This window comes from Allobosea sp. GW822-FHT05A11 (genome assembly GCF_058800455.1).
The window spans coordinates 230,321-256,310 of record NZ_JBXAMI010000002.1 but is presented as its reverse complement, the minus strand read 5'-3'; the positions used below and the strand labels follow the sequence as shown (position 1 = coordinate 256,310).

Genomic DNA, 25,990 nt, shown 5'->3' with positions numbered 1-25,990 from the left:
GTCTCCCCGTCATGGTCGGGCTTGTCCCGACCATCCACGTCTTCGCTGGTCGAGGGGCGTGTTCAAGACGTGGATGGTCGCCACAAGGGCGAGCATGACGGCGTCGACCAACTCCCATGCTCGGTGAGGCCGCCCGCGCCGCGGGCTATCGGCTGATCGTCCGCGACGAGGTCGGCTCCACCATGGAGGAGGCCCGTCGGGCGCTCGATCAGGGCGAACCGGGCAAGCTCTGGATCGTCGCCCGCAGCCAGAATTCGGGCAGGGGTCGTCATGGCCGGCAATGGGGCTCGCCGCCCGGCAATCTCTACGCCAGCCTGCTGCTGACCGATCCGTGCGAACCGGCGCTGGCGCCGCAACTGGGTTTCGTGGTGGGTCTCGCCTTGCACGATGCCGCCGCGAAGCTGCTTGGTCCGGCCGCATCCGGGCTGAAGCTGAAATGGCCGAACGACCTGCTGCTCGACCGCGCCAAGACCTCCGGCCTGCTGCTGGAGGGCGAGAGCCGGGCAGGGCGGCTCAACATTATCGTCGGCTGCGGCGTCAACATCGCCTCCTGCCCTCCCGATACGCCCTATCCCGCGACCTTCCTCAAGGCTACCGCGCCGCAGGCCAATGTCGAAGCCATGCTCACGGGCCTGAGCGATGCCTTCGCCCGGCGCTTCGCCGTCTGGTCGCAAGCCGGTGGCTTCGGCCCGACCCGCGCCGCCTGGCTGGAGCGCGCCGCCTTCCTGGGTGAGACCATCACCATCCGCCTGCCCGAAGGTCCGCTCACCGGCATCTTCATCGGTCTCGACCCGACCGGGCGCCTCGAACTCGAAACCGAAGCCGGCCGCCGCGTCATCGATGCCGGCGACCTCTTCTTCGGCCCTCCGGGCTGATCCAGCCATCTCTCCAGCCTCCGTCGATCTGGAGGCTACCTTGCTGGCGTGCTAGGGCTCGTTGCCATCACGCGGCATAAGATCAAGCCATTGCCAAAATCAGGATTGCCAGTGACCCGTTCCAGCGACCAGCTCGTCTTCGTTCCCCTCGGCGGCCTCGGCGAGATCGGCATGAACGCCGCTCTCTACGGCTTCGGGCCCGAGGGCCGGCGAAAGTGGATCCTGGTCGATTGCGGCCTGTCCTTCGCCGGGCCGGAGGCGCCGGGCGTCGATATCGTCCTGCCCGACCTGCGCTACATCATCGAGGAGCGGGCGAACCTCCTCGGCATCGTCATCACCCATGCCCATGAGGACCATATCGGCGCGCTCGCGGCGCTCTGGCCCTCCCTGCGCGCGCCGGTCTATTGCACGCGCTTCGCCGCCGGCCTCCTCGCCACGCGCCGCCTCTCGGAGCCCGGCGCGCCGAGCGTCGAGATCAACGTCGTGCCGCAAGGCGGGGCGATCACGCTCGGTCCGTTCGATATCGAGTTTGTGCCGGTAGCGCACTCGATCCCGGAATCGAACGCGCTGGCGATCCGCACGCCCGCCGGCCTCGTCGTCCATACCGGCGACTGGAAGATCGACCCGACCCCGCGCGTCGGCCTGCCCACCGACGAGAAGCGCCTGCGCGAGCTCGGCGACGAGGGCGTTCTGGCGCTGGTCTGCGATTCGACCAATGTCATGCGTGACGGCACGAGCCCGAGCGAGGCCGATGTCGCCGCCAAGATGAAGGAACTGGTCGCCTCGGCGCCGGGACGCGTCGCCGTCACCACCTTCGCCTCCAATGTCGCGCGCCTGCGCGCCGTCGCGGAAGCCGCGATGGCCAACGACCGCGAGGTCGTTGTCGTGGGCCGTGCCATGGACCGCGTCATAGATGTCGCCCGCGAATGCGGCTATCTCGACGGCATTCCCGGATTCCGCGCGGTCGATGCCTATGGCTACCTGCCGCGCGACAAGGTCGTGGCGCTGGTCACCGGCAGCCAGGGCGAGCCGCGCGCCGCGCTCTCGCGCATCGCCTCGGACGACCATCCCGAGATCGCGCTCTCGCCCGGCGACCGCGTGATCTTCTCCTCGCGCACCATTCCCGGCAACGAGAAGTCGGTCGGCAACATCCTGAACGCGCTGGCCCGCGACAAGATCGAGATCATCACCGACAGGACGCATCTGGTCCATGTCTCCGGCCATCCGCGCCGCGAGGAGATGGCCCGGCTCTATGGCTGGCTGAAGCCGCAGATCGCGATCCCCGCCCATGGCGAGGACCTGCATCTGGCCGAGCATGAAACCTTCGCCAGAAGCCTCGGCGTGAAGCATGTGCTGCGCGCCGGCAACGGCGATGTGGTCGCGATCTCGGGCGAGGGCGCCCGCAAGGTCGACGAGGTCAGGCATGGCCGGCTCTACCAGGACGGCTCGCTGCTGGTGAATGCTCTCGAGAAAACCATTCAGGAGCGTCGCCGCCTGTCCTTCGCCGGCATCGTCTCGATTGCGGTTGCCATCGACGACAAGGGCGGCATCGCCGGCGAGCCCGAGATCGCCGTGCTCGGCCTGCCGCCGCGCACGCTTGGCGGCATCGATTTCGACGAATACGTCGCCGATACCGTGGGCGATCTGCTCGATAATATCCCGAAGGCCCGCCGCCGCGACCCCGAGGCCCTGCGCAACGCGCTGGAGCGCGGCGTGCGCAGCGCCGTCAACGACGAGTGGGGCAAGAAGCCGCTGGTGCATGCTCTCGTGATCGAGGTGTAGAAAGGCCGTACGGCCACGCCGGAGAGGATGAAGATGATCGGACGCCTGAACCACGTCGCCATTGCGGTGAAGGACCTCGAAGCCTCCACGGCGCTCTACCGCGACACGCTGGGCGCGCGCGTTTCGCAGCCTCAGCCCGAGCCGGAGCACGGCGTCACGGTCGTCTTCGTCGAACTGCCGAACACCAAGATCGAATTGCTGGAGCCGCTCGGCGCCGACTCGCCGATCGCCAAGTTCCTCGAGCGCAATGCGGACGGCGGCATCCATCACATCTGCTACGAGGTCGACGACATCCTCGCGGCGCGTGACCGGCTGAAGGCGCAAGGGGCCCGCGTGCTCGGCTCCGGCGAGCCGCGCATCGGCGCCCACGGCAAGCCGGTGCTCTTCCTGCACCCCAAGGACTTCCTCGGTACGCTGGTCGAACTCGAACAGGCCTGACGACAATGACCGCCATTGCTTTTCTCGGCCAGCCGGAAGCCGGCTCGCCACGCCCCTTCAGCGCCGCGACCGTCGCGGGCGGGCTCGTCTTCGTCTCCGGGCATTCGGCGCCGCATGACCCGGCGCGTGGCGTCCATCGCGGCGCGACACCCGCCGAGGAGGTCCGCAATGCGCTCGGCCGCGTCGCCGAGATCCTGGCGGAGGCGGGAAGTTCCCTCGACCGCGTCGTGCAGATGACGATGCTGATCACCGACCCGGTCGATTATGCCGCCTGCAACGCCGAATACGTGAAGCATTTCCCCGGTGGCCTGCCGGCCCGTCATACTGCGCGCTTCGGCGTGCCGACCGAGGCGAAGGTCGCCTTTTCCTGCATCGCGCTCGCGGGGGCCTCAGCATGAATATCGTCGGCGGCCTCGCCCTTTATTTCGTGATCTGGTGGATCACGCTCTTCGCGGTGCTGCCCTTCGGCATCCGCAGCCAGCACGAGGCGGGCGAGGTCGTGGCCGGCACCGAGCCTGGCGCGCCCGTGTTCCCCGGATTGCTGAAGAAGGCCGTCATCACCTCGCTGGTCGCGGCAGTGATCTTCGCCGGCGTCTGGTATCTCTGGGTGAGCTACGACATCTGAGAGAATGTCCACCTGCGCTCCGAGCCCTCATCCTGAGGAGCCGCGCAGCGGCGTCTCGAAGGATGCTCCAGATGGTTCGGGGGCCTCGGCGAACATCCTTCGAGACGCGGCCTTCGGCCGCTCCTCAGGATGAGGGCTCAGTAACTGTTCGATGAGCCGGGAAACGCCGCGCAACCGCCCAAGAAAAAAGGCAAGGCCGATGCCTTGCCTTTGGTAGTCCGCTTTTACCGCTGCACCGGCGCACGTCTCCGAAAAGCGTGCGACTCATTTTGCAAGGCGGGCGTTTGTTCCTCCCAAGACCTGGTCCGCAGCGCTTCGACTGGCAAAGCGCTCCCAGCGCCGGAAGGATTAGCCGATTGTGACGGCTCTGTCACCAGTTTAGGCAGCATCAGCCTGGAATTTTTGCAAGATTAGTCTTCCTTGCACTTGTGCAGTGCAGCAAGGGCAGGCGCGTGTCGATGCGATGCCTTGTTCCGGTCAAAGGATAGGGCTATCGACCGGCATCCGCCGGGCTCGCCGGCGGCCATGGAGATTTTCATGCTGCGCAGCTCGCTCGCCGCCCTTGCCGTCGTCGCCTCGCTCGGTTTCGCCCAGGCACAGACGCCGAAAGCCGATCCGGAAAACACCGTCATCCTCGAGACCAAGGATGGCCCCGTGACGATCCGCCTGCGGCCGGATCTCGCGCCGAAACATGTCGCCCAGATCAAGGCACTGGTGAAGCGCGGCTTCTATGACGGCATCGTCTTCCACCGCGTCATCGACGGCTTCATGGCCCAGACCGGCGATCCGACGGGCACCGGCACCGGCAAGTCCGACCTGCCGAACCTGCCCGCCGAGTTCACCCCGACGCCCTACAAGGTCGGCTCGCTCGGCATGGCCCGCTCGTCCTCGCCGGATTCAGCCAATTCGCAGTTCTTCATCTGCTACGAGGGTTGCGGCTCGCTGACCGGCCAGTACACGCTCTTCGGCGAGGTCGTTTCCGGCATGGATGCCGTGCGCAAGATCAAGAAGGGCTCCAGCGCCAATAACGGCCAGGTGAGCAACCCCGACAAGATCGTCCGCATGCGCATGCAGGCCGACGCCAAGTAAGCCGGCTCGAAGCGGGCAGGACGAGCCGGGGAGGGTGCGGCGATGCTTCGGACGGCCCTGATCGGGATCGCCGTGGTGCTCGGCCTGGGCGGAGCGCTCGCGCAGGAGACGCGCGATCTCGGCCTGCCGCCGCCTTCCGGCTCGCAGAATCCGGTTCTGCCCCCGCCTTCGGGCTCGCAGAACCCGATCCTGCCGCCGCAGAGCGGCCAACGCTACAATCCTGGTGTCGGCGGCCCCTTCAGGGGCGACGACATTCCCGGCCTCGACCAGCGCCGGCTCGGTTCGCCGCGCGTTCTGCAGGGCACCGGCGAGATCGGCCTGATCGGTCAGGTCACGCCCGAAAGCCCCAAAGACGGCACCGAAACCGTCGACCGGCTCGACCAGATCGCCCCGGCGCTCCAGCGCTGCTGGCACCCGCCGCCATTGCCCGGTGATCTGACGGGCGCGATGGTGTCGCTGCGCTTCAGTCTGCGGCGTGACGGCAGCCTCTTCGGGCAGCCGCGCGTCACCTGGGAGACCAAGCGCGGCGATGCCGCATTCCAGCAGCGCTTCAGCGATTCCGCCGTTGCCGCCATCCGTTCCTGCACGCCGATGAGGTTGTCGGCGGGCCTCGGAGCGAGTATCGCGGGGCGACCCTTCACCATCCGCTTCCACGGCCGCACGCGGCTCAATGAAAGGCAAACCTGATGTCCCTCGATCCCGAGAACACCCTCGTCATGGAAACCACCAAGGGCAAGGTGGTCATCAAGCTGCGTCCCGATCTCGCGCCGGGCCATGTCGAGCGCATCAAGCTGCTCGCCCGCGAGGGCTTCTATGACGGCATCGTCTTCCATCGCGTCATCGACGGCTTCATGGCCCAGGTCGGCTGCCCGCACGGCACCGGCACCGGCGGCTCGAGCTATCCGGACCTGAAGCAGGAGTTCAACGCCGAGCCGCATGTCCGCGGCGTCTGCTCGATGGCCCGTGCCCAGAACCCGAACTCGGCCAACAGCCAGTTCTTCATCGTGTTCGACGATGCCCGTTTCCTCGACAAGCAGTACACCGTCTGGGGCGAGGTCGTTGAAGGCATGGACAATGTCGACCTGATCAAGCGTGGCGAGCCGGTGCGCGATCCCGATTCGATCGTCTCGATGAAGGTGATGGCCGACGCGGCCTGATCATCGTGGATGTCGGGCTCTTCGATTTCGACCTGCCCGAGGACCGTATCGCACTGAGGCCCGCAAGCCCGCGCGATGCGGCGCGGCTGCTCGTGGTGCGCCCGGACGCACCCGAGCCGCTGGAGGATCGCGGCATCCGCGACCTCGTCGCGCTGCTTGAGCCCGGTGACGCGCTCGTCCTCAACGACACGCGCGTCATCCCGTCCCGCTTGCGCGGCCGGCGCTATCGCGGTGAGGATTCGGCCCGCGTCGAGATCATGTTGCACAAGCGCGAGAGCGAGGATTGCTGGCTCGCCTTCGCCCGGCCGGCCAAGAAGCTCGCCGTCGGCGAGCGTGTGGTTTTCGATTCGGACGCCGCCAGCAATGCCTGCGAGCTCGGCCGCCTGCATGCCGAGGTGATCGCCAAGGGCGAGGGCGGCGAGGTCGAATTGCAGTTCAGCCTGACCGGCGCCTATCTCGACGAGGCGATCGAGCGGCTCGGCGAATTGCCGCTGCCGCCCTATATCGCCGGCAAGCGCCCGACCGACAGCGCCGACACGGCCGATTACCAGACCAATTTCGCCCGGAAGGACGGCGCCGTCGCCGCCCCGACCGCGGGCCTGCATTTCACGCCGGAGCTATTGGCGGCGCTGGAGGTGCGCGGCGTCAGCCGGCATTTCGTCACGCTCCATGTCGGCGCCGGCACCTTCCTGCCGGTGAAGGCGGAGGACACCGACGACCACCGCATGCATGCCGAATGGGGCACGGTCTCAGCCGAGACGGCTGCCGCGCTGAACGCCGTTAAGGCGAAGGGCGGGCGGATCGTCTGCGTCGGCACGACCTCGCTGCGCCTGATCGAGAGCGCGGCCGCCGAGGACGGCACGATCCGGCCGTTCTCCGGCGACACCGCAATCTTCATCACGCCGGGCTACCGCTTCCGTGCGGTCGACATGCTGATGACGAATTTCCATCTGCCGCGCTCGACGCTCTTCATGCTCGTCTCCGCCTTCTGCGGACTCGACATGATGAAACGGGCCTATGCCCATGCGATCGCGGCAAATTACCGCTTCTACTCCTACGGCGATGGCAGCCTGCTCTTCCGGGCAGGCTGACCGCGCCCGCAGGCCTTACTTCGCCGGCAGCGGCGGCACGCCCTTCTGCCAGACCGGCCAGTCCGCAACGATGTGATCGACCACCTTCGAGCCCACTGCCTCGACATTGGCGACGGTCTCGGCGAAGCCGCCCGCCGTCTGGCCGGGCGCCGGGTCGAGATGCTGCAGCGTCGTCTCGTTCGGGTTGCCCTGGTCGAAATTGACAGCGCCGCGCAGGCTCATGATCCGGTCGGTGCCGAATTGCCGCTTGATCACCAGCGTGATCGCGGCCGCCTCCATCTCGGTGATGACGTAGTCATCGGCGCCGTAGAGCTTGGCCATGTATTGCGCCTCCTTCGACAGGCCCGGCCCGTGGAAGAAGGTGTCGCCGGTCATATGCGTGCCGACCTGTACGGAGGGCGCGGCCTGCGCCTTCTTGTCGGGGTAGCGCATGCGATACTGCTTCGCGGAGTCGGAATCCTGAAGGTTCACGCCGGAGCCGAGCTTCACCGCCCAGTTCACCAGAACCGGGTTGAGCTGGAAGACGCGATAGGCCTCATAGCCCTTGCGCGGCATAAAGACGGGCTCGCCCGGCTTGCCTTCCTCCGGCGCCCAGCGATGACCGAGATCGTAATCGACCAGCCAGCTCCCCCAGGAGACATCGCCGATCGTGCCGCGCGAGGGCGGCGTGCCGGCGACGCCGCTCAGCACGAAATAGGCCTGCGAGAAATCATAGGCCGGGTCGAGCAGGATCGCCTGCATCGAGGAGGACGAATTGACCTTGCCCATGCCGAGCACGGCGCCACAGACGCCGTCGCCGTTGCAGTAGACCGGCTTCAGCGCGCCCTTGACCTCATGCGGCTGGCTCGTCTTCCAGTAGCGCTCGTACCAGTGCTGGAATTCGCCGGCCCGGTCGCCGGTATTCTCGCCGATCTCGAACATCGCGGCGATGAAGACCTTGACCTTGATCGGTTGGGTCTGCGCGGCAGCAGGGGCCGCGAGCGCACCAAAGGCGGCGAAGGCGACGGCGGCGAGGCCGGCCCGTCTGGTTGTCGTCTGCTTCATGGAACTCTCCACGGCCGCAAGCTGAAAGGCCGTCCGGGGCGGGCGCAGCAGGGGCCGAGCCAATTTTGCCATGTTCGGAGCCCGCTCGTCCATCATGGTCGGTGCTCCATGCACTGAACCGGCTCGCATTCCCCGGCTGAAAATGCTACCGGGCTCCCAACAGGGATTTTGACAGTCAAATGGCCGATATTTTTCGCGAGATCGAAGAGGAAGTCCGCCGCGACAAGGCGGCGGAGCTCTGGAAGAAATATGGCTGGGTCATCACCGGCCTCGCCGTGCTGGCGGTGCTGGCCGTCGCCGGCTGGCAGTTCTGGCTGCACCGCGAGAATCAGGCCTCGCAGGCCGTCGGCGCGCGCCTCGAAGCAGCGCTGAAATCCTCGCGTGACGGCGACGCCACCCAGGCCGAGACGATCCTGAAGGAGCTCTCGACCACGGCGCCGGCCGGCTACCGCCTGATCGCCCGCTTCCGCCTCGCGGCCGAGACGGCCAAGCGCGACCCGGCCGCCGGCGCCGCAGCCTTCGATGCGCTCGCCGGCGACGCTTCGCTCGACCAGACCTATCGCGACCTCGCGAAGCTGCGCGCCGGCATCCTGCGCGTCGATCTCGCGCCCTATCCCGAGATCAAGGCGGCGCTGGAGCCGCTGGCCACCCCGGAGGGCGTCTGGCGCCATACCGCTCGCGAGTTCCTCGGCATCGCCGCGCTCAAGGCCAACCTCTTCGAGGATGCCGGGCGCTGGTTCGATGCCGCGATCACCGATCCGCAGGCGCCGCGCGGCCTGCGCCAGCGTGTCGAGCTCTATCTCGCTCTGGTCCGTGGCGGCCCCGTCACGGTGAAGAACTGAACCGGAGCCTCGCTCCAACGCCGCCGCCGCCCCGGTCCTTCGCTTCGGCGAACCGGGACGACGGCGAAAATGTGTGAAATCTGATGACAGCCATCGTCGCCCTGATCGGGCGCCCCAATGTCGGCAAGTCGACGCTGTTCAACCGGCTGGTCGGCAAGAAGCTCGCCCTGGTCGACGACCGGCCGGGCGTGACGCGCGACCGCCGCGAGGGTGATGCCACCCTCGGCCATCTCCGCTTCAAGGTGATCGACACCGCCGGTCTCGAAGAGGCCGACAAGGAATCGCTCGCGGGCCGCATGCGCGCCCAGACCGAGACCGCGATCGCGCAGGCCGACGTCGTGCTCTTCATGATCGACGCCCGCCTCGGCATCACGCCGATGGACCAGCCCTTCGCCGATCTGGTGCGCCGCTCCGGCAAGCCGGTGATCCTGCTCGCCAACAAGGCCGAGGGGAAGAAGGGCACCGACGGCATCATCGAGTCCTACGGGCTCGGCCTCGGCGATCCCGTGCCGTTCTCGGCCGAGCATGGCGAAGGCACCTCGGACCTGCTCGAGGCGCTCGCGCCTTACATCCCCGATGAGCCCGAGGACGACGAGGACGAGACGGCCTGGGCCGACGTTCCCGCCGCCGATTCGGATGACGAGGAGGATATCGACCCCGATCGCCCCTTGCGCGTCACCATCATCGGCCGCCCGAATGCCGGCAAGTCGACGCTGGTCAACCGCATGATCGGCGAGGACCGGATGCTGACCGGCCCCGAGGCCGGCATCACCCGCGACACCATCTCGGTCGACTGGGAATGGCGCGGCCGCAAGGTCAAGCTCTTCGACACGGCCGGCATGCGCAAGCGTGCCCGCATCGAGGAGAAGCTGGAGAAGCTTTCGGTCGCGGATTCGCTGCGCGCGATCCGTTTCGCCGAGGTCGTGGTCGTCCTGCTCGACGCCACCATCCCCTTCGAGAAGCAGGACCTGACGCTGGTCGACCTGACCGAGCGCGAGGGCCGCTCCGTCGTCATCGGCCTCAACAAATGGGATCTCGTCGCCGACAAGCAGGGCCTGCTGGCCGAGCTCAAGGAGAAGGCCAACCATCTCCTCGCGCAGGTCCGCGGCGTGCCGATCATTCCGCTCTCCGGCCTCGCTGGCGAGGGCATCGACAAGCTGATGCAGGGCGTGTTCTCCGCCTACGGCGTCTGGAACCGCCGCGTCTCGACCGCGCGCATCAATCGCTGGCTCGAAGGCGTGCTTTCGGCGCATCCGCCCCCGGCCGTGGCCGGACGGCGCATCAAGATCCGCTACATGACGCAGGCCAAGGCCCGCCCGCCGACCTTCGCGCTGTTCGGCAACCAGCTCGATCATCTGCCGGTGTCCTACACCCGCTATCTCGTCAATAATCTCCGGGAAGCCTTCGAATTGCCGGGCACGCCGATTCGGCTGCATCGCCGCGGCGGCGACAATCCCTATGACAAGGGGCGCAAGAGCTGATGAAGGTTGCTGTCGTCGGGGCCGGTATCGCCGGGCTTTCCACCGCCTGGTCGCTCAGCAGGCGCGGGCATGAGGTGACGCTGTTCGAACAGGCGCCGCAGATCCCCAACCCCTATGCGGCCTCGGGCGACCAGCACCGCATCATCCGCCGCGCCTATGGCGGCGCCGACGGCTATGCCCGCACCATCACCGAGGCCTTCGAGGCCTGGGGCGAGCTCTGGGGCGATCTCGGCAGGCAGCATTACGCGCCTTGCGGCGTGCTGGGCATCTCCCAGACCGAGGGCGACGAGGGCGAGGAATATCGCGAGGGCCTCGACCGCATGGCCTCGCCCTACGAGCTCTACGAAGCAGCCGAGGCCGCCCGGCGCTATCCCTTCATCGATCCGGCGACGATCCGCTACGCCTATCTCAGCCCCGAGGGTGGCGCGCTGTTCCCGGCCCGCATCGCTGCCGACATGGTCCGCCTGCTGCGCGAGCGCGGCGTCACCTTGCGCGAAGGCGCGGCCGTCACCGTGATCGATCCCGAGAGCGGCCGTATCGACCTTGCCGACGGCGAGGTGGCGAGCTTCGACCGCATCGTCGTCAGCTCCGGCGCCTGGGTGCTGAAGCTCCTGCCGGAGCTTGCCGAGGTGCTGACGACCTATCGCACCGCCGTCGCCTATCTCGACCCGCCTGATGACCTGAAGGCCGCCTGGGAGGCTGCCCCGGTCATCGTCGATGTCGGCGGCTCGGTCGACGGCTATGTCCTGCCGCCGGTCGACGGCACTGGCCTCAAGGTCGGCGCCGGCGTGCACAAGCGCCCGCGCCAGCCCGACGAGGAGCGCGAGCCGCGGGCCGGCGAAGGCGAGCAGATCCGCGATTATTTCGCGCCGCCCTTCGCACGCATCGCCGAATATCGCGTCGATCGCGTCGTCACCTGCGCCTACACCTTCACGGCGGATCGCAAGTTCCTGTCGCGGCAGATCGGCCGCGTGACGGCGGTCTCGGCCTGCTCCGGCCATGGCTACAAGTTCGGCGCGGCGGTCGGCCGGCGCGTCGCGGCTGCGGTCGAGAGCGGCGATCAGGCCGGCCTGCTGCGCTGGCTCAGGGCCGAGTGACCGGCGCAGGCGCGCCTGCATCGCGCGCCGAAAGGGCCTTGGCCTTCGCCTCGTCAGCAACCGCCTCGGCCTCCTGGCCGGCTGCGCGTCTGGCGGCTGCGCGGAAGCGATAATTATCGTCGGCATCCGGCGCGAGACGGATCGCCTCGCTGAAATCGGCGATGGCGCGGTTGGTGTCGCCCTTGCTGAAATGGGTCAGGCCGCGGACCGACCAGGCTTTTTCGAGACGCGGCGCCAGAGCGATTGCACGGTCGAGATCGGCGAGAGCCTTGGCGGGCTCTCCGAGCGAGGTCTGGATCGACGCGCGCGTGATGAAGAGCTCGGCCTGCGATGGATCGAGCCCGATGGCGGTGTTGAGGTCGCTCAAGGCTCGCGGCAAGTCACGCATGTAGAGCAGCCGGGCCTGGCCGCGCTTCCAGAAGGCGATGGCCGTCTTCGGTGCGAGCGCGATGACACGGCCATAATCGGCAAGCGCCTGCGTATAGGCCGCGCCCGTTCCCGGCGCCAGGAGATCGGCGCGATCCAGAAGGGTGGCGACAAGCGCCTCACCCGTAAGCCCGTGGTGCTCCACCAGCGCGTTGCAGGCGGCGAGAGCCTTGTCATGGCGCGCAATGATCTGAGCCGGATCGGATGAGGGCTCGTTATGCCCCGAACGGCAGATCTGGCGCAGGTCCGCGACGGAATCGGCAAGAGCCGGTCCCCCGATCAGGACAGCGGCGAGGCAGAGGGCTGTCGACCAACGGACGGAAGGCAAAACCACGCTGTCTCCTTCGTCTTGGTATGGCCGCGTCTCAGGCCGGCAAACGCGGCGTCAGCACCTTGCCCTGCGGGAAGTCGAAGATCTTGCCGCTCTCGGCCCAGTCGGGCGAAGCCAGTCGGACCAGATGCGGCGCCAGCTCCTCGGGCGTCTTCAGCGTCTGCGGGTCTTCGCCCGGCATGGCCTCGGCCCGCATCTTGGTGCGTAGCGGCCCCGGGTTGACCAGCATGAGCTTGACCGGGGTCGTCGCGGTCTCGGCCGCATAGGTGCGTCCCAGAGCCTCCACGGCGGCCTTGGAGACCGAGTAGGGGCCCCAATAGGCCGTGCACTTATGCGCGGCGCCCGAGGTCATTAGCAGGACGCGGCCGGCATCGGAGGCGCGCAGCGCCGGATCGAGCGCCTTGAGCAGGCGCCAGTTGGCAGTGACGTTGATGTCGAGAACCTTGGCCCAGTCCTTCTCGGTGACATGGTCGAGCGGGCTCAGCGAGCCGAGCACGCCGGCATTGGCGAGCAGGATGTCGAGCTTGCCCCAGCGCTCCGTCACGGCGTGGCCGAGCTTCTCCAGCCCGCCGGCGTCAGTGAGGTCGAGCGGCACCAGCGTGGCGCTGCCGCCGATCGCAACGATCTCGTCGTCGAGCTCCTCGAGCGCGCCGGCCGTGCGGGCGAGCGCGATGACATGGGCGCCCGCCTCGGCGAAGGCCAGCGCCGCGGTGCGGCCGATGCCGCGCGAAGCGCCGGTGACGAGCGCGACGCGCCCCGCGAGAGGCTTGGTCATGGGAGGCTCCGCTGGAGCATTTTCGAGCGAAGTGGATACCGGTTCGCGTGAGGAAAATGCGACAAAGTGAGGAACTTGGAGCAATGCCGCGTTTCGGAGAAATGCGGCATTGCTCCAGATCAGCCGGCTTCGGCCAGCAGCGAGATCCGCTGCTTGGCGCTCTCGCCGATCAGGTCGGTCAGCGAGGTCGGATAGTCGCCGGTGAAGCAATGGTCGGTGAATTGCGGCCGGACGGGATCGCGCCGCTCATGGCCCATCGCCCGGTAGAGCCCGTCCACCGAGATGAAGGCCAGCGAATCGGCGCCGACGAACTGGCGCATCTCCTCCAGCGAATGGGTCGCGGCGAGCAGCTTCTCCCGATCGGGCGTATCGATGCCGTAATAGTCGGGATGGGTGATCGGCGGCGAGGAGATGCGGAAATGCACCTCCTTGGCGCCGGCCTCGCGCATCATCTTCACGATCTTGAACGAGGTCGTGCCGCGCACGATCGAGTCGTCGACCAGGATGATGCGCTTGCCCTCGACCACCGAGCGGTTGGCCGAATGCTTCAGCTTGACGCCGAGCTCGCGGACCTTCTGCGTCGGCTCGATGAAAGTGCGGCCGACATAGTGGTTGCGGATGATGCCGAGCTCGAAGGGGATGCCGCTGGCCTGGGCATAGCCTAGCGCCGCCGGCACGCCGGAATCCGGCACGGGCACGACGACATCGGCCTCGGTCGGCGCTTCCTGCGCCAGCACGGCACCCATCGCCTTGCGGCGCTCATAGATGCTGCGGCCCTTCACGATCGAATCGGGGCGGGCGAAGTAGATATATTCGAAGATGCACGGCCGCTCGGCCACCGGCGGGAAGGGCTTGTGGCTCTCGATCCCGCTCTCGGAGATGATCACGACCTCGCCGTTCTCGATCTCGCGGACGAACTTGGCGCCGATGATGTCGAGCGCGCAGGTCTCCGAGGTCAGGATCGGGCAGCCATCGAGATCGCCGAGCACGAGCGGGCGGATGCCGAGCGGATCGCGCGCACCGATCAGCTTCTTGTTGGTCATGCCGACGAAGGCATAAGCGCCCTCGATCTGGCGGATCGCCTCGATGAAGCGGTCGACGAATTGCTGCTTGCGGCTGCGCGCGACGAGATGCAGCAGCACCTCGGTATCGGAGGTCGACTGGTAGATCGCGCCGTCGCGAACGAGGTTGCGGCGCAGCGTCAGCCCGTTCGTCAGGTTGCCGTTATGCGCGACGGCGAAGCCGCCGCCATGCAGTTCGGCGAAGAGCGGCTGGACGTTGCGCAGGATCGTCTCGCCGGTGGTCGAGTAGCGGACATGGCCGATGGCCTGCTTGCCCTTGAGCTTGTCGATGACGCTCGCTTCCGAGAAGGCGTCGCCGACGAGGCCGAGGCGGCGCTCCGAGTGGAAGCGCTTGCCGTCGAAGGAGACGATGCCCGCCGCCTCCTGGCCGCGATGCTGAAGCGCGTGCAGACCGAGCGCCGTCAGCGCTGCCGCGTCGGCATGGCCGTAGATGCCGAAGACGCCGCATTCTTCCCGGAGCCGGTCGGCATTGGGGTCGAAGGCGGTATCACGCTCGGTGTGCGAGATCATGTCGAGCTCCACGCGCTGGGACGGTTTAGCTGAGCCTCAATTAGGGACGGGCGGGCGCCGGCGCAACGGGTGCCGGCGCCACCGGTGCCGGCGTCGCGGGGCTGCGCGGCTCTTCCGCCGGAGCCTCGGGCGCGGTCTCGGTGGTCTGCTTCTTCAGCAGGTTCTTGATGAAGTCGGCGTTGACGTCCTGCGGCAGCATGGAGATCAGCGAGCGGCCGGTCTCTTCGAGCATCGGCTTGGCCTTGGCATCCTTGGCCCAGACCGGCATCTTCTCGGCGCCGACCAGGGCTGCGAAGAACAGATAGCCGATCACCGCCAGCAGCAGGCCGCGCGCCGCACCGAAGACGAAGCCGAGCGTGCGGTCGAGCGCGCCGATGCGCGAATCCAGCACGAAGTCCGAGACCCGCGCCGTGATCAGCGAGACGACGATCAGCGTGCCCAGGAACAAAGCCGCGATCGAGGCGACCAGTGCGATCGTGCCCTGCGCCGAGCTTGCCGGGATGTATTGCTGGATGAAGGGCACGAGCTGCGGGTGGAAAAGCCAGGCGACGACTGCCGCGGCGACCCAGGAGGCGATCGCAAGCACCTCGCGGGTGAAGCCGCGCACAGCTGCGAGCAAAGCCGAGATCAGAACCACGCCGATGACGACGAGATCAAGAATGGTGACAGGCATTGGGAGGGCCGCTTTGCTGTGGTCAGGTGCCGGCCAGCCGGAGCAGGGCGGCCGTTTCGGCTTTGCTATACGCGTTCCCGCCCTCTGCGTCACCCTTTCGGCGGAGTCATTTCACATCTCTGCGAGGTGCACGCGCCGCGATATCGGCAACGAGTTCCGTGACATGGCCGAAACGCCTCAGCGAGAGCCCGTTGCCGTCGCCATGATCGGTGCCGCCGCTCGGCATCAGCGCTGCCTCGAAGCCGAGCTTGGCGGCCTCCCGGAGGCGCGCGGCCGCGACGGCGACCGGGCGAATCGCGCCCGAGAGCGCGATCTCGCCGAAATAGACCGCTTCCTGCGGTAGGGTCGCTCCGCTCAGCGAGGACACCAGCGCCGCCGCGACCGCGACATCGGCCGCCGGCTCGTTGACCCGCAACCCCCCGGCGACGTTGAGATAGACGTCGTGCTGGCCGAGCCTCAAGCCCCCATGCGTTTCGAGCACGGCCAGCACCATGGCGAGCCGGCTGTTCTCCCAGCCGACGACGGCGCGCCGCGGCGTGCCGAGCGCAGTCGGCGCCACCAGCGCCTGAATCTCGACCAGCACCGGCCGCGTGCCCTCCATGCCGGCGAAGACGGCGGCGCCCGGCGCCGGCTGGTCACGCCCCGCCAGGAACAGCGCCGAGGGGTTCGTCACCTCCGACAGGCCCTTGCCGGTCATCTCGAAGACGCCGATCTCGTCGGTCGCGCCGAAGCGGTTCTTCTGGCCGCGCAGGATACGGAACGAGTGCGCGCCTTCGCCTTCGAAGGAGAGCACGGCATCGACCATGTGCTCGACCACGCGCGGGCCGGCGATCTGCCCGTCCTTGGTGACATGGCCGACCAGGATCAGGCAGGCGCCGCTGGTCTTGGCATAGCGGATCAGCGCCTGCGCCGAACCGCGCACCTGCGTCACCGTGCCCGGCGCGCTCTCGACCTCACCGGACCACATCGTCTGGATCGAATCGATCACCACCAGGGCAGGGCGCTCGCCCTGACCGAGCGTCGCGATGATGTCCTCGACATTGGTCTCGGCCGCGAGATCGACCGGCGCCTCGGCCAGCCCCATCCGCTCGGCCCGGAGGCGCACCTGCCCGGTCGATTCCTCGCCCGAGACATAGACGACGCGCCGGCCGGCCTTGGCGAGCGCCGCGCAGGCCTGCATCAAGAGCGTCGACTTGCCGATGCCGGGATCGCCGCCGATCAGCAGCACCGAGCCCGGCACGAAGCCGCCGCCGGTGACGCGGTCGAGTTCCCCGATGCCGGAGACGATGCGTGGAGCGTCCTGCGTCTCGCCCTTCAGCGTTTCCAGCGCGAAGACGCGGCCGCGGGCCCGCCCGCCGGAGGAAAGCCGCCCGCCGCCAGGAACGGGCGCGGCTTGCGCTTCCTCGACCAGCGAGGACCATGTCCCGCAGGCGTCGCACTTGCCCTGCCAGCGGTGATAGACCGCGCCGCAGGCCTGGCAGTGATAGGTGGGACCGCGCTTGGCCATCAGCCGCCGATATAGCGCCGCTGGTAGCGGCGGCCGAGGCTGGTGAGGATTTCGTAGCCGATCGTCTTGGCGCCGCCGCCGACCGTTTCGAGATCGAGCGGGCCTCCGATCAGGGTCACGCTCGCGCCGCGCTTGGCGGCATCCGCGGGAGCATCGGTGACGTCGATGATGATCAGGTCCATCGAAACCGAGCCGACGAACGGGCAGGAGACGCCATCGATCAGCACCGAGCCGCCGGTCGAGGTATCGGTCCAGCTGCCGTTGCGCGGATAGCCATCGGCATAGCCGAGGCAGATCGTGGCGAGCTTGCGCTTGCCCTTGGCCGTCCAGCGGCCGTTATAGCCGACCTGCGTGCCGGCCTCGACCTCGCGGGTCTGGATGATCGTCGCTTCGAGCCCGACGACCGGCTTCATCGGATTCGGCTGCCCGGGCGTCGGATTGCCGCCATAGAGCGCATAGCCCGGCCGGGTGAGCTGGTAGGACGGGCAGTCCTTGAGGAAATGACCCGACGAATTCTTGAGCGAGGCCGGCACCTCGGGCAGGGCCGCCGCGATCTCGGCGAAGGCGGCGATCTGGCGGGCATTGGCCGGGTCGGTCTCGACTTCGGACGAGGCGAAATGGCTCATGACCAGCCCGATTCCGGCCGCCGCGATCACGCCCGAGCGCTCGCGGGCGAGATTGAGACCCTCGCCGGGCCAGAGGCCGAGCCGGTTCATCGCGGTGTCGACATGCAGCGCCGCCGGCCGGACCTGCGCGCCGGTCTGCCGGAACGAGGCCCATTCCAGCAATTCCTCATGCGAGCCCAGAACCGGCGACAGGCCATGCGCGGCGAAGGTCTCGGCGGCGCCGGGCAGCAGCCCGTTCAGCACGTAGATCGTGGCGTCCGGTGCGACCTTGCGGGCGCGGATGGCCTCCGAGACATGGGCGACGAAGAAGCTCTTGCAGCCGGCTTTCGCCAGCGCCGTCACGGCGGGCTCGATGCCGATGCCATAGGCGTCGGCCTTGACCACGGCGCCGGCTTCGGTGCCGGCCCGCTTCCCCAGCAGGCGCCAGTTCGAGATCAGTGCGTCGAGATCGATGGTGAGGGTCGCACCGAAGGCGGCGGAATCAGGCAGGTCGGCAGGCATCATTCACGGTCCGGCAAGCGCATCTCATCGGCGCGATCGGAGAAGCGTGTCACATCCGCGTCGAACTGCAAGGCCACGGCGCCGGTCGGGCCGTGACGCTGCTTGCCGATGATCAGCTCGGCGACGCCGTGCATCGCCTCCATCTCGATCTGCCACTTGTTGTGCTCTTCGGTGCCGGGGCGCGGCTCCTTGCCCTTGAGGTAGTATTCCTCGCGGTAGACGAACATCACCACGTCGGCATCCTGCTCGATCGAGCCGGATTCGCGCAGGTCTGAGAGCTGCGGGCGCTTGTCGTCGCGATTCTCGACCTGGCGCGAGAGCTGCGAGAGCGCGATGATCGGGACGTTGAGCTCCTTGGCCAGCGCCTTCAGGCTGGTGGTGATCTCGGTCAGCTCCTGCACGCGGTTCTGGCTGTTCTTGGACGAGCCGGAGAGGAGCTGCAGGTAGTCGATGAACAGGACGTCGAGCCCCTTCTGGCGCTTCAGGCGGCGCGCGCGCGCCATCAACTGCGCGATCGAGATACCGCCGGTCTGGTCGATATAGAGCGGCAGCTTCTCGATCTGGGCGGCGACGTCGGTCAGGCGGGCGAAATCGCCCTCGGTGATGCGGCCCTGCCGGATCTTGTAGGAGGAAATGCTCGACTGCTCGGCGACGATACGGGTCGCAAGCTGATCGGCCGACATTTCGAGCGAGAAGAAGCCGACGATGCCGCCATCGACGGACTTGATCGAGCCGTCCTCCTGCCGCTCGCCGCGCCAGGCCTTGGCGATGTTGAAGGCGATATTGGTCGCGAGCGAGGTCTTGCCCATGGCGGGGCGCCCGGCGAGCACGAGCAGGTCCGAGCGCTGCAGGCCGCCCATGCGCTGGTCGACGTCGCGCAGGCCGGTCGAGATGCCCGACAGGCCACCGGCGCGCTGGTAGGCGCTCGCCGCCATGTCGATGGCGAGGCGCAGCGCACCGTCGAATTTCTGGAAGCCGCCTTCGTAGCGGCCCTTCTCGGCGAGCTCGTAGAGCCGGCGTTCGGCGTCCTCGATCTGCTCGCGCGGCGCCATCTCGACCGGCGCGTCATAGGCGACGTTGACGAGGTCCTCGCCGACGCCGATGAGCTGGCGGCGTATCGCGAGGTCGTAGACCGTCCGGCCGTAATCGGCGGCGTTGATGACGGTCGTCGCCTCGGCGGCGAGGCGGGCGAGATACTGGCTCGGCGTGATCTCGCCGAGATCGAGGTCGTTGACGAAGGTCTTGAGCGTGATCGGCGTCGCGACCTTGCCGGCCCGGATGAGGCTCGACGCCAGCTCGTAGATGCGCTGGTGGATCGGCTCGAAGAAATGGTCCGGCAGCAGGAAGTCGGAAACGCGGTAGAACGCGTCGTTATTGACCAGGATCGCGCCCAGCAGCGCCTGCTCGGCCTCGATATTATGAGGCTGGACGCGGAATTCGGCCTCGCGATTGTCGAGGCGGGCGACGAGGGCGGTGACGGGGGCCATGGCTGCCTTGGTAAGTAAGCTCTTACTTACGTGTTCAAGCCGGCATTCGACCGCGGAGAGCGGAACGCATGGCGGCAACTGAGTCGGAGTGAACCTAGTTTAGCACTCCGCCAGCTTCTGCCAGCATGTTGAGGGTCTATTCCCGCAGTTCACAGGACAGACGAAAAAGGCGCCGTGTTGCCACGGCGCCCTTGACTCGTTTCGGGAGCGATAAGGCTCAGCGATCGTCGTCGCCACCGGCCTCGGCCAGCGCCGCACCGACCTCGAGGCCGAGATCGTCGAGATCGAACCTCTCCTGGGCCGTGACGTTCTCGCCGGCGGCCTGACGGTCGGCCTCTTCAGCCGAGCGGGCGACGTTGACGGTGACGGTGACCGCGACTTCCGGGTGCAGCACGACCGGGACGGTGTGCAGGCCGAGCGTCTTGATCGGGGTGTTCAGGGTCACCTGGCCGCGCGAGACGTTGAAGCCGTCCTTGGTCAGGGCCTCGGCGATGTCACGGGTCGAGACCGAGCCGTAGAGCACGCCGGACTCGCCGGACTGGCGCAGGATGGTGACGCTCTGGCCGTTGAGGCGCTCGGCGACCGCATCGGCTTCCGACTTCAGCTCGAGGTTGCGGGTCTCGAGCTCGAGCTTCTGGCTCTCGAAGCGCTTCTTGTTGTCTTCGGTGGCGCGCAGCGCCTTGCCGCGGGCGAGCAGGTAGTTGCGGCCGAAGCCGTCACGGACCTTCACGACGTCGCCCATCTGGCCGAGCTTGGCGACGCGTTCGAGCAGGATCACTTCCATTTTGTCTTCTCCTTGATCTGTCTGTGGTCAGGGTTTCAGGAACGGGTAGGCGGAGGCGGCAGCGCGGCCTGCCTGCGCAGGCCGAGAAGCGTGTCGATGACGCCGGCGATCGCGAGCAGCGGCGTCAGCAGGGCCTGCATCACGACGAGCGCGACATAGACCGAGATCAGCATCGGCATCCGCCAGGCACGGCCGCGCGAGATGTCGTGCAGCGTGGCGAGCCCGCTGAACATGAAGGCGGCGAGCAGCGCGCCGACGAAGGCCATCGCGGCAACGCCGATGAAGCCGCCCGTGGTCGCGACGAAGGCGCCGGCGATCAGCAGCAGCAGGGCCTGCCGCGGCAGCGTGGTCGAGGGAATGAAGGGCCAGGGGCGCGGCAAACGGTCGGACATCTTCACCGTGCGGGCCGCGAGCCAGAGATTGGCCGTGATGGTGGTGACGAAGGAGGCGCCGATGCCGAGCGGCACGGCCGGAGCCAGGCTGTCGGCCAGCTCCTTCACCTGGATATCGGCGGGCAATGCGATCAGCTTGCCGCGCACCATCTCGCCCAGCAGGTTCTCGATCATGCGCGCGATCACCGAGCGATAGGTCTCGTAATCGGTGGTCATCACCAGCGCGCTGCCGACGGTCGCGAGCGCCGCGGTGGCAGCGATCCAGAGCAAGAGGTTGCCGAGCGGATACCACTCGACCCGGCCCTCGATGTCGCCGCGGGCGAGCAGGGCGAGATAGGCGATCCACCAGGCCGGCAGGCCGATGATCAGGGCAAAGGCGATGCCGCCGGTCGGAGCCAGCGCAACCGCGACGGCGAGCGCACCGGCCACCGTGGCGAACAGCCCGGAGCGGTGGTTCCAGCCCAGCGATGCGATGAAGATCGGGAGGGGAGCGGCCGAATACAGCAGGGCAGCCAGCGGCGATCCGGTGATCACCACTGAGAAGAGCAGGGCCGAAACGAGGCCCGCGCCGATGCCGACAATCGGAATCATTTTAGTCCGTCCTGCTGTCCCGCTGCTCGCAAGCCTTGTGGGCTCGGCAGGGTGAGAGGCTTCTGGCCTCAACGAACCCGAGGGAGTTTCACCGACGGGCGACTGGTTGATCTTGAAAGCGAGAACCGGAGGCGAAAGGTACGCCTCCGGGATTTATCGTGTGCCGGAACCGAATGAACGGATCAGCGAATGACGTAGGGCAGCAGGCCGAGGAAGCGGGCGCGCTTGATCGCCTGGGCGAGCTCGCGCTGCTTCTTGGCGGAGACCGCCGTGATGCGGGACGGAACGATCTTGCCGCGCTCGGAGATGTAGCGCGAGAGCAGGCGCACGTCCTTGTAGTCGATCTTCGGGGCGCCTTCGCCCGAGAAGGGGCAGGACTTGCGGCGGCGGAAGAAGGGGCGGCGGGCGCCAGCGGATGCAGTCGACATTCTCAGGCCTCCGCTTCGGCGGTTTCGGTCGCTTCGTCGTCACGGCGCGGACGATCACGGCGCGGGCCGCGGTCGAAACGGTCGCCGCCACGCTCAGGACGGTCGTCGCGGTCACGCTTCTGCAGCATGGCCGACTGACCTTCCTCGAGCTCCTCGACCTTGATGGTCATGAAGCGCAGGATGTCCTCGTTGATGCGCATCTGGCGCTCCATCTCCAGCACGGCGGCGGAGGGAGCCTCGATGTTCAGCAGCGTGTAATGCGCCTTGCGGTTCTTCTTGATGCGGTAGCCGAGGGACTTGACGCCCCAGTACTCGACCTTGCGGATGGCGCCGCCATTCGCTTCGATCACGCCCTTGAACTGCTCGACAAGAGCTTCGACCTGCTGCGCGCTGACATCCTGCCGCGCGAGCAGCACATGCTCGTACAATGCCATATGTGGCCTTCCTTGTTTCACCCTGCTTCGCCCGGCGCGGAGCCCTCCGAGCCCTGGATAAGGCCCGACAGGATTTCATCGAAGGCGGAGACACGGGATGACGGTTCCGAAGAACCTGCGCTCTTCCTTGCGGGCAAGCGCCATCCGTTCAGCCTCCGGCCGAACAAGCAGGAGGCGGTGGTTACAGTGTCCGGTGCGTCGTGGCAACCGGAATCTCGTGTGGACGAGCGTCTGTCGGGCGGAAAAGATGGGCGTTGTGCTTGACTTGGCCGCTAAACCGATGTGACAGCCCCGTCATAATACATAAGTAGTGAAGAACGAGGCGTTCCGCACATGACCACAGCCTTCATCTTTCCGGGCCAGGGTTCGCAGGCCGTCGGCATGGGCAAGAGCCTGGCCGAGAACTTCGCCGTCGCGAAGGCGGTCTTCGACGAGGTCGATGCGGCGCTGTCGCAGAAGCTCTCGGCCGTGATGTGGGAAGGGCCTTCCGAGGAGCTGACCCTGACGGCCAATGCCCAGCCGGCGCTGATGGCGGTGAGCCTCGCGGTGGTGCGGGTTCTGGAAAGCGAAGCCGGGCTCGACCTGAAGCGCGATTCAGCCTTCGTCGCCGGTCATTCGCTCGGCGAGTATTCGGCGCTGGCCGCGGCCGGGACCTTCTCGATCGGCGATGCCGCCCGCCTGCTGCGCATTCGTGGCGACGCCATGCAGAAGGCCGTGCCGGCGGGGCAGGGCGCGATGGCGGCGCTGCTCGGTGCCGAGCTCGATCTCGCCCGCGAGATCGCCACGGCCGCAGCGCAGGGTGAAGTCTGCGAAGCCGCCAACGACAATGGCGGCGGTCAGGTCGTGCTCTCCGGCGCCAAGGCCGCGATCGACCGCGCCATCGTGTTGGCCGGCGAGCGCGGCGTGAAGCGCGCCATGCTGCTGCCGGTTTCCGCGCCGTTCCATTGCGCCCTGATGCAGCCGGCCGCCGACGCCATGCGCGACGCGCTCGCCAAGGTCGCGATGCAGGCGCCGGTGGTGCCGGTCGTCGCCAATGTCGGTGCCGCGCCGCTGAGCGACCCCGATGCGATCCGGGCTTCGCTCGTCGCACAGGTCACCGGTACGGTGCGCTGGCGCGAATGCGTGCAGGCGATGGCGGCCGCTGGCGTCACCGATTTCGTCGAGGCCGGCAGCGGCAAGGTGCTGGCCGGGCTCGTCAAGCGTATCGTCGCAGGCGCGGCGCCGGTCTCGATCGGCACGGCCGATGACGTTGCGGCCTGGAAGGCCCGCAAGGAATAAGTGCAGAAACCCGGGACGGGCTGCAGCGGCAGGATGCCGAACAAGGGGAGCGAACATGTTTGATCTGACCGGCCGCAAGGCCCTGGTGACCGGCGCGACAGGCGGCCTCGGCGGCGCCATCGCCCGGACACTGCATGCGCAGGGTGCCAGCGTCGCGATCTCCGGAACGCGCGCGGAAGCGCTCGAAGCGCTGGCGGCCGAGCTCGGCGAGCGCGTCGTGATCGCGCCCTGCAATCTCTCCGACAAGGATTCGGTCGAGGCGCTCGTGCCGACTGCCGAGGAGAAGCTTGGCGGGCTCGACATTCTCGTCAACAATGCCGGCATCACCCGCGACAACCTGTTCATCCGGCTCAAGGACGAGGACTGGGACAGCGTGCTCGCGGTCAACCTCACCGCGGCCTTCCGGCTGTCGCGCGCCGCGGTGAAGTCGATGATGCGCCGCCGCTACGGCCGAATCGTCGCGATCGGCTCCGTCGTCGGCACGATGGGCAATCCCGGCCAGGGCAACTACGCCGCCGCCAAGGCGGGCCTGATCGGCATGTCCAAGGCGCTCGCAGCCGAGGTCGCGAGCCGCAACATCACCGTCAACGTGGTCGCGCCGGGCTTCATCGAGTCGCCGATGACCCAGGCGCTCAACGACAAGCAGCGCGAGGGCATCCTCTCCGACGTGCCGATGGGGCGGCTGGGTGAGGGCGCGGATGTGGCCGCGGCCGTCGCCTTTCTCGCCAGCACGGAGGCCGGCTACGTGACCGGGCAGACGCTGCACGTCAACGGCGGAATGGCAATGATCTAGGGGCGTTAGCGCCCATTCCGGATCGGCTTTGATAAGCTGGAAGCGCTCTCGCCAGTCCGTAAAGGGTATGTTAACTAGCGCCGTCTCGCTGCCGCCGGGCGTTCCGAGGGGACTTGACGAAACCTCGGTTGTTGCGTTTGTGCAGGCTTCAAGCTTTCCGGATCGCGGGCCCCCTCCAGGTGGCGCGGCGGCTCGGAATGAGATTCCTCCACCGCGTCGCACCCCTGCGATGCGTTTTCAGTTTCAAAGTCTAAGGAAGAGACCCATGAGCGATGTTGCCGAGCGCGTGAAGAAGATCGTGGTCGAGCACCTCGGCGTCGAGGCCGACAAGGTCGTCGACGGCGCCAACTTCATCGAGGACCTGGGCGCGGACAGCCTCGACACCGTCGAGCTCGTGATGGCCTTCGAGGAAGAGTTCGGGGTCGAGATCCCGGACGATGCCGCCGAGACGATCGTGACCGTCGGCGACGCCGTCAAGTTCCTGTCGTCGAAGAGCGCCTGATCGACCTTAAGGGTTGGTCTACGCAGAAAGAGCCATGGCTTCTCGCAGTTATCCGATGCGGCGTGTTGTCGTAACCGGGCTCGGCATGGTGACGCCGCTTGCATGCGGCGTCGAGCCGACCTGGTCGCGCCTTCTTGCCGGTGCCAGCGGCGCCGGCCCCATCACATCCTTCGACGCCAGCGATCTGCCGGCGCGGATCGCCTGCAACATCCCACGGGGTGACGGCAGCGACGGGACCTTCAATCCCGATCAGTGGATGGAGCCGAAGGAGCAGCGCAAGGTCGATGATTTCATCGTCTTCGCCATGGCGGCGGCCACGCAGGCGTTGCAGGACGCCGGCTGGAAGCCGGAAAGCTACGAGGATCAGACCCGCACCGGCGTCGCCATCGGCTCCGGTATCGGCGGGTTGGGCGGCATCTACGAGGCTTCGCTCCTGCTCAAGGAGCGCGGCCCGCGCCGCCTCTCGCCTTTCTTCATTCCCGGCCGCCTGAGCAATCTGGCGGCGGGTTATGTCTCGATCGAGCACGGGCTGAAAGGCCCGAATCATGCCGTCGTGACCGCCTGTTCGACCGGTGCGCATGCGATCGGCGACGCCTCCCGCATGATCGCGCTGGGTGATGCCGAGGTCATGATCGCAGGCGGCGCCGAATCCGCGGTGAACCGCATCGGCATTGCCGGCTTCTGCGCCTGCCGCGCGCTTTCGACCGGTTTCAACGATACGCCCGAAAAGGCTTCGCGCCCCTATGACAAGGATCGCGACGGCTTCGTGATGGGCGAGGGCGCCGGTGTCGTCGTGCTCGAGGAACTCGAGCACGCGCTTGCCCGCGGCGCGCATATCTATGCCGAAATCGTCGGTTACGGCATGTCCGGCGACGCCTATCACATCACCTCGCCCTCCGAGGATGGTGACGGCGCCTATCGCTGCATGCAGGCCGCGCTGGATCGCGCCGGCATCACGGCGTCCGACCTCGACTATATCAATGCCCACGGCACCTCGACGCCGCTCGGCGACGAGATCGAATTGCGCGCCGTCGAGCGGTTGCTGGCCAATGCCTCGAGGCGTCCGTCGATGTCGTCGACCAAGTCGGCGACCGGCCATCTGCTCGGCGCCGCCGGTGCGATCGAGGCGATCTTCACCGTGCTCGCCATCCGCGACCAGACCGCGCCCCCGACGATCAATCTCGACAATCCTTCGGTGGAGACCGAGATCGACCTGGTGCCGCATGTCGCCCGCAAGCGCGAGATCGATTACGCCCTGTCGAACTCCTTCGGTTTCGGCGGCACCAATGCCTCGCTGGTGATGCGGCGCTACAGGCCCGAGCATTGAACCGCTGCGAAACAGCGCGGTT

28 protein-coding genes are annotated in these 25,990 nt (G+C 67.4%); 16 read left to right on the top strand and 12 right to left on the bottom strand.

Translation table 11 applies throughout. The features are described from left to right. The first annotated feature begins 116 nt into the window (after window positions 1-116). The 9 genes from AC1RLU_RS06620 (at window position 117) to queA (ending at window position 7,057) form a co-directional block, all read left to right on the top strand. On the top strand, window positions 117-875 hold the full coding sequence (locus tag AC1RLU_RS06620; protein ID WP_091859039.1) for a biotin--[acetyl-CoA-carboxylase] ligase: 759 nt from the start codon (window positions 117-119) through the stop codon (window positions 873-875). A 111-nt stretch (window positions 876-986) separates the two neighbouring features. After that, window positions 987-2,657 carry a ribonuclease J gene (locus AC1RLU_RS06615; protein WP_061968150.1) on the top strand — a complete coding sequence of 557 codons (1,671 nt, stop codon included), beginning with the start codon at window positions 987-989 and terminating at the stop codon, window positions 2,655-2,657. 33 nt (window positions 2,658-2,690) lie between these two features. Then, window positions 2,691-3,095 (top strand): methylmalonyl-CoA epimerase, encoded by a 405-nt coding sequence (gene mce, locus AC1RLU_RS06610; RefSeq protein WP_091859718.1) that lies wholly within the window; start codon window positions 2,691-2,693, stop codon window positions 3,093-3,095. Between the two features lie 5 nt (window positions 3,096-3,100). After that, window positions 3,101-3,493 (top strand): RidA family protein, encoded by a 393-nt coding sequence (locus AC1RLU_RS06605; RefSeq protein WP_492794590.1) that lies wholly within the window; start codon window positions 3,101-3,103, stop codon window positions 3,491-3,493. After that, window positions 3,490-3,720 carry a DUF1467 family protein gene (locus AC1RLU_RS06600; protein ID WP_492794588.1) on the top strand — a complete coding sequence of 77 codons (231 nt, stop codon included), beginning with the start codon at window positions 3,490-3,492 and terminating at the stop codon, window positions 3,718-3,720. The genes AC1RLU_RS06605 and AC1RLU_RS06600 overlap by 4 nt, the downstream gene beginning before the upstream one ends. A 537-nt stretch (window positions 3,721-4,257) precedes the next feature. Beyond that, a complete protein-coding gene (locus AC1RLU_RS06595) occupies window positions 4,258-4,809 on the top strand; it encodes a peptidylprolyl isomerase (protein ID WP_248309290.1) in 552 nt (183 codons plus the stop codon). A 42-nt stretch (window positions 4,810-4,851) separates the two neighbouring features. Further along, a complete protein-coding gene (locus tag AC1RLU_RS06590; protein WP_492794586.1) occupies window positions 4,852-5,496 on the top strand; it encodes a UCP034077 family protein in 645 nt (214 codons plus the stop codon). Beyond that, window positions 5,496-5,966, top strand: coding sequence for a peptidylprolyl isomerase (locus tag AC1RLU_RS06585; RefSeq protein ID WP_061968142.1), 471 nt, complete (start codon window positions 5,496-5,498; stop codon window positions 5,964-5,966). Before AC1RLU_RS06590 ends, AC1RLU_RS06585 begins: the two co-directional genes overlap by 1 nt. 5 nt (window positions 5,967-5,971) lie before the next feature. Further along, entirely contained in the window at window positions 5,972-7,057 is a 1,086-nt protein-coding gene (queA, locus tag AC1RLU_RS06580) for a tRNA preQ1(34) S-adenosylmethionine ribosyltransferase-isomerase QueA (protein WP_492794584.1), read from the top strand. 15 nt (window positions 7,058-7,072) lie between these two features. On the opposite strand, the gene AC1RLU_RS06575 is transcribed toward queA, so the two are convergent. Then, window positions 7,073-8,101, bottom strand: a complete 1,029-nt coding sequence (locus tag AC1RLU_RS06575; RefSeq protein WP_492794583.1) for a purine-nucleoside phosphorylase — start codon at window positions 8,099-8,101, stop codon at window positions 7,073-7,075. Between the two features lie 179 nt (window positions 8,102-8,280). On the opposite strand from AC1RLU_RS06575, the gene AC1RLU_RS06570 reads away from it, so the two are divergent. The 3 genes from AC1RLU_RS06570 (at window position 8,281) to AC1RLU_RS06560 (ending at window position 11,521) form a co-directional block, all read left to right on the top strand. After that, window positions 8,281-8,943: a tetratricopeptide repeat protein gene (locus AC1RLU_RS06570; protein WP_492794581.1), complete on the top strand. Its 663-nt coding sequence runs from the start codon at window positions 8,281-8,283 to the stop codon at window positions 8,941-8,943. 83 nt (window positions 8,944-9,026) lie between these two features. After that, entirely contained in the window at window positions 9,027-10,424 is a 1,398-nt protein-coding gene (gene der / locus AC1RLU_RS06565) for a ribosome biogenesis GTPase Der (protein ID WP_061968136.1), read from the top strand. Next, a complete protein-coding gene (locus AC1RLU_RS06560; RefSeq protein ID WP_492794579.1) occupies window positions 10,424-11,521 on the top strand; it encodes an NAD(P)/FAD-dependent oxidoreductase in 1,098 nt (365 codons plus the stop codon). Before der ends, AC1RLU_RS06560 begins: the two co-directional genes overlap by 1 nt. Here AC1RLU_RS06560 and AC1RLU_RS06555 read toward each other — a convergent pair. The 11 genes from AC1RLU_RS06555 to rpsF form a co-directional block, all read right to left on the bottom strand. Continuing rightward, on the bottom strand, window positions 11,508-12,281 hold the full coding sequence (locus AC1RLU_RS06555; protein ID WP_492794577.1) for a tetratricopeptide repeat protein: 774 nt from the start codon (window positions 12,279-12,281) through the stop codon (window positions 11,508-11,510). The two genes, AC1RLU_RS06560 and AC1RLU_RS06555, sit on opposite strands and share 14 nt — an antisense overlap. 31 nt (window positions 12,282-12,312) lie before the next feature. Further along, window positions 12,313-13,053, bottom strand: coding sequence for an SDR family NAD(P)-dependent oxidoreductase (locus tag AC1RLU_RS06550; RefSeq protein ID WP_492794575.1), 741 nt, complete (start codon window positions 13,051-13,053; stop codon window positions 12,313-12,315). A gap of 119 nt (window positions 13,054-13,172) precedes the next feature. Continuing rightward, entirely contained in the window at window positions 13,173-14,645 is a 1,473-nt protein-coding gene (purF, locus tag AC1RLU_RS06545; RefSeq protein WP_061968352.1) for an amidophosphoribosyltransferase, read from the bottom strand. 40 nt (window positions 14,646-14,685) lie between these two features. Then, window positions 14,686-15,318, bottom strand: a complete 633-nt coding sequence (locus AC1RLU_RS06540) for a CvpA family protein (protein WP_061968129.1) — start codon at window positions 15,316-15,318, stop codon at window positions 14,686-14,688. A 106-nt stretch (window positions 15,319-15,424) separates the two neighbouring features. Beyond that, a complete protein-coding gene (gene radA / locus AC1RLU_RS06535; protein WP_061968128.1) occupies window positions 15,425-16,825 on the bottom strand; it encodes a DNA repair protein RadA in 1,401 nt (466 codons plus the stop codon). Next, the gene (alr, locus tag AC1RLU_RS06530; RefSeq protein WP_492794572.1) at window positions 16,825-17,955 is read right to left on the bottom strand and encodes an alanine racemase; all 1,131 of its coding nucleotides are present in this window, start codon (window positions 17,953-17,955) and stop codon (window positions 16,825-16,827) included. Before alr ends, radA begins: the two co-directional genes overlap by 1 nt. Beyond that, window positions 17,952-19,439, bottom strand: a complete 1,488-nt coding sequence (locus AC1RLU_RS06525; RefSeq protein WP_061968126.1) for a replicative DNA helicase — start codon at window positions 19,437-19,439, stop codon at window positions 17,952-17,954. The genes alr and AC1RLU_RS06525 overlap by 4 nt, the downstream gene beginning before the upstream one ends. Before the next feature lie 217 nt (window positions 19,440-19,656). Further along, entirely contained in the window at window positions 19,657-20,223 is a 567-nt protein-coding gene (rplI, locus tag AC1RLU_RS06520) for a 50S ribosomal protein L9 (RefSeq protein ID WP_061968124.1), read from the bottom strand. 35 nt (window positions 20,224-20,258) lie between these two features. Next, entirely contained in the window at window positions 20,259-21,206 is a 948-nt protein-coding gene (locus AC1RLU_RS06515) for a DUF2232 domain-containing protein (RefSeq protein WP_091859061.1), read from the bottom strand. Between the two features lie 182 nt (window positions 21,207-21,388). Further along, a complete protein-coding gene (gene rpsR, locus AC1RLU_RS06510; RefSeq protein WP_038367644.1) occupies window positions 21,389-21,634 on the bottom strand; it encodes a 30S ribosomal protein S18 in 246 nt (81 codons plus the stop codon). 2 nt (window positions 21,635-21,636) lie between these two features. Beyond that, window positions 21,637-22,068, bottom strand: a complete 432-nt coding sequence (gene rpsF, locus AC1RLU_RS06505) for a 30S ribosomal protein S6 (protein WP_061968121.1) — start codon at window positions 22,066-22,068, stop codon at window positions 21,637-21,639. 333 nt (window positions 22,069-22,401) lie between these two features. On the opposite strand from rpsF, the gene fabD reads away from it, so the two are divergent. From fabD to fabF, 4 genes are all read left to right on the top strand, one after another. Next, window positions 22,402-23,346, top strand: a complete 945-nt coding sequence (gene fabD / locus AC1RLU_RS06500) for an ACP S-malonyltransferase (protein ID WP_492794570.1) — start codon at window positions 22,402-22,404, stop codon at window positions 23,344-23,346. Window positions 23,347-23,401: 55 nt separating this feature from the next. After that, the gene (fabG, locus tag AC1RLU_RS06495) at window positions 23,402-24,139 is read left to right on the top strand and encodes a 3-oxoacyl-[acyl-carrier-protein] reductase (protein ID WP_061968118.1); all 738 of its coding nucleotides are present in this window, start codon (window positions 23,402-23,404) and stop codon (window positions 24,137-24,139) included. A 265-nt stretch (window positions 24,140-24,404) separates the two neighbouring features. Next, the gene (locus tag AC1RLU_RS06490) at window positions 24,405-24,641 is read left to right on the top strand and encodes an acyl carrier protein (protein ID WP_061968116.1); all 237 of its coding nucleotides are present in this window, start codon (window positions 24,405-24,407) and stop codon (window positions 24,639-24,641) included. A 55-nt stretch (window positions 24,642-24,696) separates the two neighbouring features. Further along, window positions 24,697-25,968, top strand: a complete 1,272-nt coding sequence (fabF, locus tag AC1RLU_RS06485; protein ID WP_492795231.1) for a beta-ketoacyl-ACP synthase II — start codon at window positions 24,697-24,699, stop codon at window positions 25,966-25,968. Window positions 25,969-25,990: the final 22 nt, after the last annotated feature.

Excerpts from the sequence above, each read along its gene's own strand:
- AC1RLU_RS06620 (WP_091859039.1), top strand. The coding sequence starts at position 117 with ATGCTCGGTGAGGCCGCCCGCGCCGCGGGCTATCGGCTGATCGTCCGC.
- mce (WP_091859718.1), top strand. The coding sequence starts at position 2,691 with ATGATCGGACGCCTGAACCACGTCGCCATTGCGGTGAAGGACCTCGAA.
- AC1RLU_RS06605 (WP_492794590.1), top strand. The coding sequence starts at position 3,101 with ATGACCGCCATTGCTTTTCTCGGCCAGCCGGAAGCCGGCTCGCCACGC.
- AC1RLU_RS06600 (WP_492794588.1), top strand. The coding sequence starts at position 3,490 with ATGAATATCGTCGGCGGCCTCGCCCTTTATTTCGTGATCTGGTGGATC.
- AC1RLU_RS06595 (WP_248309290.1), top strand. The coding sequence starts at position 4,258 with ATGCTGCGCAGCTCGCTCGCCGCCCTTGCCGTCGTCGCCTCGCTCGGT.
- AC1RLU_RS06590 (WP_492794586.1), top strand. The coding sequence starts at position 4,852 with ATGCTTCGGACGGCCCTGATCGGGATCGCCGTGGTGCTCGGCCTGGGC.
- AC1RLU_RS06585 (WP_061968142.1), top strand. The coding sequence starts at position 5,496 with ATGTCCCTCGATCCCGAGAACACCCTCGTCATGGAAACCACCAAGGGC.
- AC1RLU_RS06575 (WP_492794583.1), bottom strand. The coding sequence starts at position 8,101 with ATGAAGCAGACGACAACCAGACGGGCCGGCCTCGCCGCCGTCGCCTTC.
- AC1RLU_RS06570 (WP_492794581.1), top strand. The coding sequence starts at position 8,281 with ATGGCCGATATTTTTCGCGAGATCGAAGAGGAAGTCCGCCGCGACAAG.
- der (WP_061968136.1), top strand. The coding sequence starts at position 9,027 with ATGACAGCCATCGTCGCCCTGATCGGGCGCCCCAATGTCGGCAAGTCG.
- AC1RLU_RS06560 (WP_492794579.1), top strand. The coding sequence starts at position 10,424 with ATGAAGGTTGCTGTCGTCGGGGCCGGTATCGCCGGGCTTTCCACCGCC.
- AC1RLU_RS06550 (WP_492794575.1), bottom strand. The coding sequence starts at position 13,053 with ATGACCAAGCCTCTCGCGGGGCGCGTCGCGCTCGTCACCGGCGCTTCG.
- purF (WP_061968352.1), bottom strand. The coding sequence starts at position 14,645 with ATGATCTCGCACACCGAGCGTGATACCGCCTTCGACCCCAATGCCGAC.
- AC1RLU_RS06540 (WP_061968129.1), bottom strand. The coding sequence starts at position 15,318 with ATGCCTGTCACCATTCTTGATCTCGTCGTCATCGGCGTGGTTCTGATC.
- radA (WP_061968128.1), bottom strand. The coding sequence starts at position 16,825 with ATGGCCAAGCGCGGTCCCACCTATCACTGCCAGGCCTGCGGCGCGGTC.
- alr (WP_492794572.1), bottom strand. The coding sequence starts at position 17,955 with ATGATGCCTGCCGACCTGCCTGATTCCGCCGCCTTCGGTGCGACCCTC.
- AC1RLU_RS06525 (WP_061968126.1), bottom strand. The coding sequence starts at position 19,439 with ATGGCCCCCGTCACCGCCCTCGTCGCCCGCCTCGACAATCGCGAGGCC.
- rplI (WP_061968124.1), bottom strand. The coding sequence starts at position 20,223 with ATGGAAGTGATCCTGCTCGAACGCGTCGCCAAGCTCGGCCAGATGGGC.
- AC1RLU_RS06515 (WP_091859061.1), bottom strand. The coding sequence starts at position 21,206 with ATGATTCCGATTGTCGGCATCGGCGCGGGCCTCGTTTCGGCCCTGCTC.
- rpsR (WP_038367644.1), bottom strand. The coding sequence starts at position 21,634 with ATGTCGACTGCATCCGCTGGCGCCCGCCGCCCCTTCTTCCGCCGCCGC.
- rpsF (WP_061968121.1), bottom strand. The coding sequence starts at position 22,068 with ATGGCATTGTACGAGCATGTGCTGCTCGCGCGGCAGGATGTCAGCGCG.
- fabD (WP_492794570.1), top strand. The coding sequence starts at position 22,402 with ATGACCACAGCCTTCATCTTTCCGGGCCAGGGTTCGCAGGCCGTCGGC.
- fabG (WP_061968118.1), top strand. The coding sequence starts at position 23,402 with ATGTTTGATCTGACCGGCCGCAAGGCCCTGGTGACCGGCGCGACAGGC.
- AC1RLU_RS06490 (WP_061968116.1), top strand. The coding sequence starts at position 24,405 with ATGAGCGATGTTGCCGAGCGCGTGAAGAAGATCGTGGTCGAGCACCTC.
- fabF (WP_492795231.1), top strand. The coding sequence starts at position 24,697 with ATGCGGCGTGTTGTCGTAACCGGGCTCGGCATGGTGACGCCGCTTGCA.